The sequence below is a fragment of the Cryomorpha ignava genome (assembly GCF_010686655.1).
Lineage (GTDB): Bacteria > Bacteroidota > Bacteroidia > Flavobacteriales_D > Cryomorphaceae > Cryomorpha > Cryomorpha ignava.
In genome coordinates this window covers 1-10,364 of the sequence record NZ_JAAGVY010000078.1, presented here as the reverse complement: position 1 = coordinate 10,364, position 10,364 = coordinate 1, and the positions used below count along the sequence as shown (strand labels likewise).

Sequence of the window (10,364 nt, the reverse complement as noted above, 5' to 3'; positions counted from 1 at the left end):
GCGTACATTGTCTTAAACAGGATGTATAAGATGGCGGGATAGTCAAGATGAATTATGGGTGGGTTATTACAAATATTATCTGATATGAAGCATCATGAGAATTATTGGCTGATGCACAAAATAAAAGTTGAAAAAGAAGCTCAAAGCGTACATTGTCTTAAACAGGATGTATAAGATGGCGGGATAGTCAAGATGAATTATGGGTGGGTTATTACAAATATTATCTGATATGAAGCATCATGAGAATTATTGGCTGATGCACAAAATAAAAGTTGAAAAAGAAGCTCAAAGCGTACATTGTCTTAAACAGGATGTATAAGATGGCGGGATAGTCAAGATGAATTATGGGTGGGTTATTACAAATATTATCTGATATGAAGCATCATGAGAATTATTGGCTGACGCACAAAATAATAGTTGAAAAAGAAGCCCCAAAGCGTACATTGTCTTAAACAGGATGTATAAGATGGCGGGATAGTCAAGATGAATTTAAAGATGGCTTAATTAAATTATTAAAATATTATTTGGTATGAATGATGATGAGATTAATAGACTAACCCACAAGATAATAGGATGCGCCATGGAAGTGCATAACCATTTAGGCAATGGATACCAGGAGGTAGTTTATCAAAGAGCTTTAGCCATTGAGTTTGCTTTGCAAGGTATTTCATTCGTGAGAGAGATGGAAATGGGTCTTGAATATAAAGGTCATAGCATAGGTACACGAAGAGTTGACTTTTTTGTAGAAGAAAAGGTCATGCTAGAGCTCAAGGCTATCGAAAAGCTGGAAGGGGTGCATAAAGCACAAGCCATTAATTATTGCGAAGCATACAACATCGCCGACGGTCTGCTAATAAATTTTGGTGGTGAACGCTTGGACTACAATAGGGTATTCAACAAGAAACTAAAGAATAAATCATAAGAACCTTTTATCCACCCAACATCCTGTCCATTTTATAAATCTTAAAAATCCTGTTTATCCATTTTTCCACCCAACATCCTGCCCATCTTACAAATCTTATAAATCCTGTTTATCCATTTTTCCACCCACCACCGGCACATCCTGTCCCTAATCAACCCCCTGAATAAAAGGCCCACCTTGTTTGTCAATTTCTCTGGCAAGGGATTTTGCCGTATCATCTAATTCGAGAACCGTTTTGCTGTACTTTTCAAGGTCACTTTCCACAACTTCCATGTTTTTCATAGCGCGCGGAGTTGGGCCGTAGGTGCTTCTGCCAATGGAGATGTTGATGTCACTTACGCGGTCGCCCAGAGTGGCCGGACTCTTTTCGCCTATCTTATTTCGTGCACGGTTGCCATCCAAATTTTCGGTAAGCAGGTTCACATTTTTGCGTAAGCTGTCTATTTCGGTAAGCAGATTTGCGGAAGCATTTGGCGTAAGCGAATAGGCTCTCTTTAGAGCAAGCGAAACCTTATCAAGTTGTCCGGCCTTATAGGTTAATGCCTGATAGCTTTTAACTATGCTGCTGTAGCTATCTAAAAATTCTTCTCGCTTATCTGCCAGCGGGTTCTCCAGACTTCCCTGATAAAGTGGTTTAAGCATGAAAGTATCGGGAGCGGAAAGAGCCGTAACGATGCCGTTTTTTTCTTTTGCCAGTGTTACTGTATATTGACCCGGTGGAGCAAGAATTCCCTCCGAATCACTCTCATCTCCAGTTGCATTCCATCTGGCAGAGTCAAGCGATACCAACTCTGTACTGGGGTAGCGCATATCCCACGCCACACGGTGAAAGCCTTTCTCTCTATTGCCTTTTACTCTTTTTACCAGCGCGTTGTCACTGTTTTTTACCAGCAGCCAAATATTGGTATGCTCCTCTAGCTGCTCATCTTGCAAGCTGTCCCATCCGGCAAATGGGATGTCTTTTTTGGCTTTAGCCAATTCCTTTTCACGCTCAGTACGCTCTTCCTTTTTAGACTGATAGCCTTCGTGCAAGTGGTACGTAAAAAGGGCGCCATGAGCCGGGTTATCGGCCACGTAATGGCTGTTTCCCTGATTTCCCTTCTTTTCGTTAAAACTTAGATGCGACCGCGGAATAAACCACCACGAATCGCGGGTAGGATAGAGGCTGCCTTCTTTTTTGAGATCAGTATCGCTCAGATTTCTAAAAACACTGATGTTATCAAAAATGTAAAAGCTGCGGCCAAAGGTTGCCGCTACCAAATCGTCTTCGCGCCGCTGTATGGTTAAGTCGCGCACAGCAATAGTGGGCATTCCACCTTTAATTTTAGTCCATTCGCCCCCGCCATTGTGGCTAAAGAAAATGCCATACTCAGTACCTATAAAAAGCAATTGCGGATTGATGTGATCTTGAACCAATCGCCAAACCAGGTGGCGGGCGGGCAGGTTGCCCACAATGCTTTGCCAGGTTTTACCTCTATCAGAAGTTTTAAGCAAATAAGGTTTGTAATCGCCGCTTTTGTGATTGTCAAGCGCAATGTAGGCCGTGTTTTCATCATGCAAATCGGCGACAATATTGTTTACATAAGCCGTAGCAGGCACGCCGGGGAGGCTACCCACTTCTATTTTTCGCCAGGTGTCGCCGCCATTTTCAGTTATTTGTATTAGGCCATCATCTGTACCAATATAAATGAGTCCTTCTTTAAGCCCACTTTCGGCAATGCTTGTAATGGTGTTATAGGTGCTCATGGCATATAAATCCCAGGCATTGTCTATACTCTGTTTCTTGCCCATTATGGGCAGCTCTATCCGGTTTTGATTTCGCGTAAGGTCTGGCGATATAGTAGTCCAGCTATCGCCGCGGTCTTCAGATTTCCACAGCCGGTACGACCCGTGGTACAGGCGGGTAGGGGAGTGCGGGCTTATAAAAATCGGGGCATCCCAATTGTAGCGTTCATGCGGCTCACCGGGCGCGGCCATAGGTTGTATTTTAATGACTTCGCCCGTTTTCATGTCTATTCTTGCCAGATTTCCTTCTTGCCATTGGGCATACATAATATCGGGGTTGCCGGGCTCGGTAGCAGGTTGGTGCCCGTCTGCAAATAATACCACCTTCCAATCGCTGTTTTGAATTCCCTGCACATTATCCGTTCTCGAAGGTCCCCCTTCTGTGCTATTGTCCTGCGTGCCGCCATATACATTGTAAAACGGCATAGCATCATCTACAGCCAACTTATAAAATTGGGTAATGGGCATGTTATTAATCATTCGCCAGTTCTCTGCCATGTCATGCGATACGTAGAGCCCACCATCGGTTCCCAATAGCAGAAACTCATCATCGCTCTTGCTAAAGGCCATGGCGTGATTATCAGAATGCTTGAATTCTTCTTTCATTTGGCGAAAGGTCTTGCCGCCATCTTCAGATATTTGGGTGCGCACATCCATCAGGTAAATGCGGTCAAACTGGTGCGGACTGGCATACAATTCCTGATAGTAATGGGGTCCTGTGGCACCGGAAACAACATCAGATTGCTTTGACCAGTTTGCACCGCGATCGGTAGATTTATAGATGCCCCCTTCGCGATTATCCAGCTCAATAGCCGCGTAAACCACATCGGGCTGCTGTGGCGAAATGGCCAGACCAATCTTCCCCATATTCGATTTGGGCAAGCCCGATTCCAGTTTTGTCCAGGTATTTCCGCCGTCTTCACTTCTGTAAATGGCCGTTTCAGGGCCGCCACCCATGTAGGCAGCAATAGTTCGGTGGCGCTGCCAGGTGGCTGCGTACAGGCGGTCTGGATTACGAGGGTCAATTAGCAAATCTGTTGCACCCGTCCATTCGGTATCGCCAAGGGTTCGGATCCAGTTTTCGCCTCCATTGGTGGTTTTATAAACGCCACGCTCGCCGCCTTTGCTCCAAAGTGGCCCTTGCGCTGCCACCCATACAATTTCAGGATTGGTAGGATGGACGATTATTTTTGAAATATGCTCAGTATTTTTAAGGCCCATGTTATTCCACGATTCTGCGCCGTCGTTGCTCAAATAAATGCCGTCGCCATATCCCACATGGCGCCCACCTACATTCTCGCCCGTGCCGAGCCATATGCGGCTGGGGTTGGAAGAATCTATAGTGATACAACCCGTAGAATAAGATTTTTGATCGTCAAACACTGGTTTCCAAGTCGTGCCGGCGTTAGTGGTTTTCCAAACGCCGCCAGAGCCTACGGCCACATACCACGTATTTTCATCATTAGGATGAATGGCTATATCGGCAATTCTACCCGACATAAATGCCGGGCCGATGCTACGCATTTTGAGTCCCGAGAAGTTATCGTCTTTCCACAGGCTATCTGTGCTTTGTTGGGCAAATGAACTAAAACCGATGAATACTGTGCAGACAATTAAGGCGAGAATGGAAGGGATGGTTGATTTCATAGGGGTGAAACTAATAAAAATATTGATTGGTGATATCCTTCCAAGTGTCTTGTACACGATCTTTAAGATGACAGGATGTGCTGATGCGATGCATTAAGCGTGTCGAAATGTGTATAGAGATTAGGTGAGAAGGTCGGGGTGAGGTCCAAAATGAAATACAATAGGTCATATTCCAAATCTTTTAATAAATTCACATGAATTTTGATCTCGTACAACCCTTGCAAGAAGTTCGAAAAATCAGAAATATCAACCAGCGCGACTGGTATTTTGAAAAAAGCTAACCTCCAAACTTCAAGATTATGAGTACAAGAAGAACTTTCCTGAAACAAACCGCCATCGCTACGGCCGGTTTAGCAATAGGGCTGCCCGCACTTGGAAATCTGCTACCCAATTCAAAAACAAAAGTCATTATCATTGGCGCCGGTTTTGCCGGATTGGCAGCTGCATACCGGCTGCATCTGGAAAATGTGGATTTCATTATTCTGGAAAGTCGAAACAGAATAGGCGGACGTGTGTTTTCGAATAAGATAACCAATGATCTGGTTATTGAATTTGGAGGGGAATGGGTTGGTAATTCGCATTTTAGAATTCAGGAATTGTGCAGGGAATTTGAGCTGGAATTACAAAACAATCAGTTTGATACCCATCTGATTTATAAAGGCGAATATTCCCCTTCCGGGAAATGGGATTATTCCGAAAAATGGAATGCTAAATTTCAGGAAATTATCAAAAATTATCCTTCCCTTACCGATGCTGACAAAATTCAATTAGACAAAACTGACTGGTGGCGCTACTTGGTGCAAAATGGCTGCAATGGAAGGGATCTGGATATCAGAGAATTAATGGATAGCACCGATTTTGGTGAAAGTATACGACACGTTTCAGCTTTTTCGGCCTTGTCTGAATACGCCGAGAGTAGCGAAAAGAACGAAATGGATTTGAAGATAAAAGGCGGCAATGGAATGCTTGCCGAAAAGCTGGCTGACAAAATAAGTAAGGATAAAATATTGCTTCAGCATTCTGTTACCCGAATTGAACAAGGTGATAAAGTAAAAGTGCTCTGTGCTAACGGTCAGGTGCTTGAATCTGATAATATCATTTGCACCATCCCCACATTTGCCATCAACAAAATAGACTGGCAGCCTGCTTTGCCCCTTGAAAAAATGCAAGCGCTTAACGAATTGCAATATGCCCGCATCAACAAGCACGCTATGGTTTTTGATAAGCGCTTTTGGGGCGACGAAAGCTTTGACATGGTTACCGATGAATTGCCGCATTATTTCTATCATGCCACAAAAAATCAGAAGTCACCGGCAGGAGTGCTCATGTCGTACAGCATTGGCGATAAAGCCGCAGTAATTGCCAATCAAAACAATGAGCGCAATGCACAAATGGCGATTCAGACTTTAGAACCCCATTTTGGCAAAGTGCAGAATTTACTCACCAAACAAGCCAACTACTATTGGGGCAATGATGATATTTCGAAAGGAGCCTATGCCATTTATGGGAAAGGTCAATGGTTTCGGATTCGACCTATTTTGCAGGAGCCTTTTTTACATACCCATTTCGCTGGCGAGCATCTTGCAGATTGGCAAGGATTTATGGAAGGAGCCATCAACACCGGCGAAGATGCCGCAGCAGCGGTAATAGGATAGTTAGAGCACGGCGAGCCGACAGGGTTAACCCCGAGCTCTTATTGGCCCTGTCGGCGTTAATGAAAAGTCCCAGCTAATCATTAACCACAATAGCGTTATTAAACTTCATATTCTTATCAATCAAAAAATATCTGTTATTCAACTTTGTTATATTTGGAAGTTTTGAATGAAAAAGATGAAACTCTTAGTTTTTGGTGTCTTGTGTACTACTCTGATTGGCTGCAGTTCTGAGGTTAATCGCCCGATTTTTCGCGAAAGCACCATCAATTATACTTTAGAAGACATAAAGTACTCTAAAAAGAATGATTCAATTTCAATATTGAAAACCAACTCGCGTAATTACCGTCTGTATATTGTAGAAGAATCAAATTCTTTCGTCGCCATCTGGACGGACAGAATCCCAACCACAGCAATTGATTCAACCCATTCAGAACTCGATAATATGTTGAATAATAAAGAATTTACAGATGGCTTAATTGCACGTTTTCGTGTGGATTCAAGTGGTGACATAGATTCTTTGATTAATTGGCCTGAAGTGAAATCTCACATAGATTCTGTGACTACGATTTATATGGAAATGAATGGGTTTTCACCGGATGAAATCGATCACATAAAACCATTTCTAAATAGCTATCAATCAAAAGAAAATATGATGAATAGCTTGTTTAAAGGTTTAGGCGTTTTCCATAATTTACAGTATTGATGCCGATTTTTCAGATACCCTTTTAAGGCAGAGAATAAGCGCTAATTTAAACCATCTAGAAGGAACAAATGAGGCAGAAATTCGAATAAACCATCTGACATCTGATCTTGTAGATTATACCGTAACCTCTGAATATATTACAGCCAGTGATCAGGATTTTCTACACGACCTGGAAAAGACGACAGGTAAAGAGGTTGACTTTAGCAAGTTCAATAAGGTTCATGTGATTGATACGATTTACTATCAATTCAATTCAGATTTGCAGGAGCTTGTATATGTATACGCTAAGCGAAAAATGGCAATGGATACTATGCAGTTTTTCATGAGATTACTATCCAAAAGCAGTGATATCCGGCTTCACCAATAGGCTCATAGTCTCGCAGCCATCGTTTTTTCAGTTTTTTACCTTTTAGCAATTATATGAGTTAAGGGTAATGACCAATAGATAATTACCCTTTTTCTCAAAACACTTAATTGGCAAAGAAACTCACATTTTCAATAGATAACTATGGCTCGCGACCCGAGACTAGCGACTCGAGACAAACGGCGTATCTCCAAATTTCAAATTAATTGATACCTTGCAATTTCTCAAATCAAAAAACGATGGACTACCGCATAAAGAGTTTCGACGAATACAAAGACACCTACAAACGCAGCGTTGACGATCCTGAAAAGTTTTGGGCTGAAATTGCAGAGCATTTTACCTGGCAAAAGAAATGGGATAAAACCTTAGAATGGAATTTCGACGAGCCTAAAATAGAGTGGTTTAAAGGTGCCAAACTCAATATTACCGAAAACTGTCTGGACAGGCATTTAGCAAAGCGCGGCAATAAACTTGCGCTGATTTGGGAGCCAAATGATCCCAAAGAGCGCTACAAGCGATTTACATTTAAAGATATTCACGAGCGCGTTTGCCGTTTGGCAAATGTGCTAAAGTCAAAAGGAGTTAAGAAAGGGGACCGGGTGGCGATTTACATGCCTATGATTCCCGAACTCATGTTTTCATTGCTCGCCTGCGCGCGAATTGGCGCCATTCACAATGTAGTTTTTGCAGGTTTCTCTGCCAGCGCCCTTGCCGATAGGATTAATGATTCGCAATGTAAAATGGTGCTGACCGCAGATGGGCTCTTTCGTGGCACCAAAGAAATACCCGTGAAGGCAGTCGTAAATGAAGCACTAAAAGAATGTCCTTCTGTGCAAACTACTTTGGTAGCCAAGCGCACCGGCTGGGATGTAAAAATGCAGGAAGGCCGTGACTTTTGGCTTGATGATGAGCTAGAAAAAGCTGAAGCCGCTTGCCCCGCAGAGCCTATGGATGCTGAAGATCCGCTTTTTATACTCTACACATCGGGCAGCACCGGAAAACCAAAGGGAGTAGTGCATACCTGCGGTGGCTATATGGTTTATACTGCCTATACTTTTGCCAATGTTTTTCAACCCGAAGAGAGTGATATTTACTGGTGCACTGCCGATATTGGCTGGGTAACCGGTCATTCATACATCGTTTACGGTCCACTTTTAAATGGCACCACTACCTTGATGTTTGAAGGTGTACCTACTTATCCGGGGCCGGGAAGGTTTTGGCAAATTTGCGATAAGCATTCTGTAAGTCAATTTTATACAGCACCTACCGCCATCCGTGCACTTATGGCGCATGGCGAAGATCACGTTCTTAGTTACGGCTTATACACACTTAAAGTATTGGGTAGTGTAGGCGAACCCATCAACCGCGAAGCCTGGGAGTGGTATCAGGTGCACGTAGGCAAGGGGCGCTGTCCGGTTATAGATACCTGGTGGCAAACCGAAACGGGTGGGATCATGATTTCTGCAATGGGCGATTTTATGCCGCTCAAGCCTACCTTTGCAGGGCTTCCCCATCCGGGAATACAGCCGGTTCTGCTATCACAAGAGGGCGAAGAAATTACCGAACCTCACGTTCAAGGCTATTTGGCCATAAAATTTCCGTGGCCGGGAATGTTGCGCACCACCTGGGGCGATCATGAGCGGTGCAAAAACACCTACTTCTCACATTACAAAGGCTATTACTTTACAGGCGATGGCGCCAAGAAAGACGAAGACGGAATGTTCCGCATCAGCGGCCGTGTTGACGATGTAATCAATGTATCTGGTCACCGCTTTGGCACCGCAGAAATTGAAAATGCCATCAACTCACTCGACGATCTCGTAGCCGAGAGCGCCGTTGTTGGCTACCCGCATGAAATTAAGGGTCAGGCCATTTACGCATACGTCATCACCAAGCAAAGTCCCGACAACCCCGAAAAGCTTCGCGCCGAGATCGTGGAAGCCGTCGTTTCCGAAATAGGCCGCATTGCCAAGCCCGACAAAATCCAGTTTGTAACCGGCCTGCCCAAAACCCGCAGTGGCAAGATTATGCGCCGAATCCTCCGCAAAATCGCCGAAGGTGAGTTCGACAAAGTGGGCGACACCTCCACTCTGCTAGATCCAGACGTAGTAGATGAGATTAAGGCTGGGGCTTTATAGATCGCACGGCGAGCCGACAGGGTTAACCCCGCGCACTATTGGCCCTGTCGGCGTTAATGAAATAGACCCACGGTGCTCAAAAGAACCTCCCTATCTCGTTCCATATCACTGACAGGGAGAAGTTGGCTCGGGGTTAACCCTGTCAGTTCACCGATATCACTGACAGGGAGAAGTTAACTCGGGGTTAACCTCGTCAGTTCACCGAGTGCAGTTCACCGAGTGATAAGGTACTCTTTGTGAGCAGTAATCATATTCTCAACTCCACCAAAGTACAATAATAGAGAATCTCTATCAAGCCAGGTGGGCTGGCTGGTGATGAGCTCCGGGTAAGAAGAATGTCGGCTGGATTCAAGATTTCTGTCGAGCTTTGACTTTATAGGGTTGGAATGGATGTACATAATGCAAGTGCGGAGATATCTTTCGTCGGAGAGTAATTTCCTTTTGAAGGGTCTTTGAATTAAATTTCCGTGGCGATCTTCCTGCTTATTGATAGCCTGTGCGTAGCCATTTAAAAAGTTAGAGAAATGCTGACTTGCCACAGTAGCGATAGATTCAGGTTCATCATTGGGGGCGGAATTTGAGATTAGAGTCTTCTGCTTTTTAGTAAATGAATGGTGGTCCAAATCCAATTCAGTTTTTTCTTTTACCCGGATTATGAAGTGAAAATGATTGATGTGCAAAAAGTAGCAAAGCGTCTCTACCATTGGCGAAATGTGAAACTTGTATTTATCGAGGAAATATTTATAATTCGCTTCTGTATAAAATAGCTTATCCCTTCCGTTAGTACGTCCGAAAACGTGGATAACAGCCCCTGGCAATAGTTTCTCAATATTTACCATAATTTTCAAGTTTGGCAGGGTTAAGTTAGTGAATTTTTTTATTAGTTGTCAGCTCACCGGGTTAGGAGCTCCGCGAGCCGACAGGGTTAATCCCGAGCTTTATTGGCCCTGTCGGCGTTAATGATAACGACCCAATTTTATCAAGAATATCAAAGAGAACATTCCGACTCGTTCTATATCCGTTCCCATATCACTGACAGGGAGAAGTTAACTCGGGGTTAACCCTGTCAGTTCACCGAGTGATATTCTGCGTTAATGAAATAGACCCACCCTGCTCAAAAAGACATCCCTATCTCGTACCCATATCACTG

6 protein-coding genes are annotated in these 10,364 nt (G+C 43.9%); 4 read left to right on the top strand and 2 right to left on the bottom strand.

The features are described 5' to 3' along the window. The first annotated feature begins 529 nt into the window (after nucleotides 1-529). A complete protein-coding gene (locus G3O08_RS19990; RefSeq protein WP_163287221.1) occupies nucleotides 530-922 on the top strand; it encodes a GxxExxY protein in 393 nt (130 codons plus the stop codon). A 147-nt stretch (nucleotides 923-1,069) separates the two neighbouring features. Here the strand turns inward: G3O08_RS19990 and G3O08_RS19985 are convergent, their stop codons facing one another. After that, nucleotides 1,070-4,354: a VPS10 domain-containing protein gene (locus tag G3O08_RS19985; RefSeq protein WP_204336964.1), complete on the bottom strand. Its 3,285-nt coding sequence runs from the start codon at nucleotides 4,352-4,354 to the stop codon at nucleotides 1,070-1,072. A gap of 299 nt (nucleotides 4,355-4,653) precedes the next feature. Between G3O08_RS19985 and G3O08_RS19980 the strand changes: the two genes are divergently transcribed. From G3O08_RS19980 to acs, 3 genes are all read left to right on the top strand, one after another. Next, complete coding sequence (locus G3O08_RS19980) at nucleotides 4,654-6,009, top strand: FAD-dependent oxidoreductase (RefSeq protein WP_163287220.1); 1,356 nt, start codon at nucleotides 4,654-4,656, stop codon at nucleotides 6,007-6,009. A 166-nt stretch (nucleotides 6,010-6,175) separates the two neighbouring features. Next, nucleotides 6,176-6,712 (top strand): hypothetical protein, encoded by a 537-nt coding sequence (locus G3O08_RS19975; protein WP_204336963.1) that lies wholly within the window; start codon nucleotides 6,176-6,178, stop codon nucleotides 6,710-6,712. A 603-nt stretch (nucleotides 6,713-7,315) separates the two neighbouring features. Further along, nucleotides 7,316-9,214 carry an acetate--CoA ligase gene (acs, locus tag G3O08_RS19970; protein ID WP_163287218.1) on the top strand — a complete coding sequence of 633 codons (1,899 nt, stop codon included), beginning with the start codon at nucleotides 7,316-7,318 and terminating at the stop codon, nucleotides 9,212-9,214. A 212-nt stretch (nucleotides 9,215-9,426) separates the two neighbouring features. Here acs and G3O08_RS19965 read toward each other — a convergent pair whose 3' ends face one another. Continuing rightward, on the bottom strand, nucleotides 9,427-10,062 hold the full coding sequence (locus G3O08_RS19965; protein WP_204336962.1) for a hypothetical protein: 636 nt from the start codon (nucleotides 10,060-10,062) through the stop codon (nucleotides 9,427-9,429). Between the last annotated feature and the right edge of the window lie 302 nt (nucleotides 10,063-10,364).

Excerpts from the sequence above, each read along its gene's own strand:
- acs (WP_163287218.1), top strand. The coding sequence starts at position 7,316 with ATGGACTACCGCATAAAGAGTTTCGACGAATACAAAGACACCTACAAA.
- G3O08_RS19975 (WP_204336963.1), top strand. The coding sequence starts at position 6,176 with ATGAAAAAGATGAAACTCTTAGTTTTTGGTGTCTTGTGTACTACTCTG.
- G3O08_RS19985 (WP_204336964.1), bottom strand. The coding sequence starts at position 4,354 with ATGAAATCAACCATCCCTTCCATTCTCGCCTTAATTGTCTGCACAGTA.
- G3O08_RS19980 (WP_163287220.1), top strand. The coding sequence starts at position 4,654 with ATGAGTACAAGAAGAACTTTCCTGAAACAAACCGCCATCGCTACGGCC.
- G3O08_RS19990 (WP_163287221.1), top strand. The coding sequence starts at position 530 with ATGAATGATGATGAGATTAATAGACTAACCCACAAGATAATAGGATGC.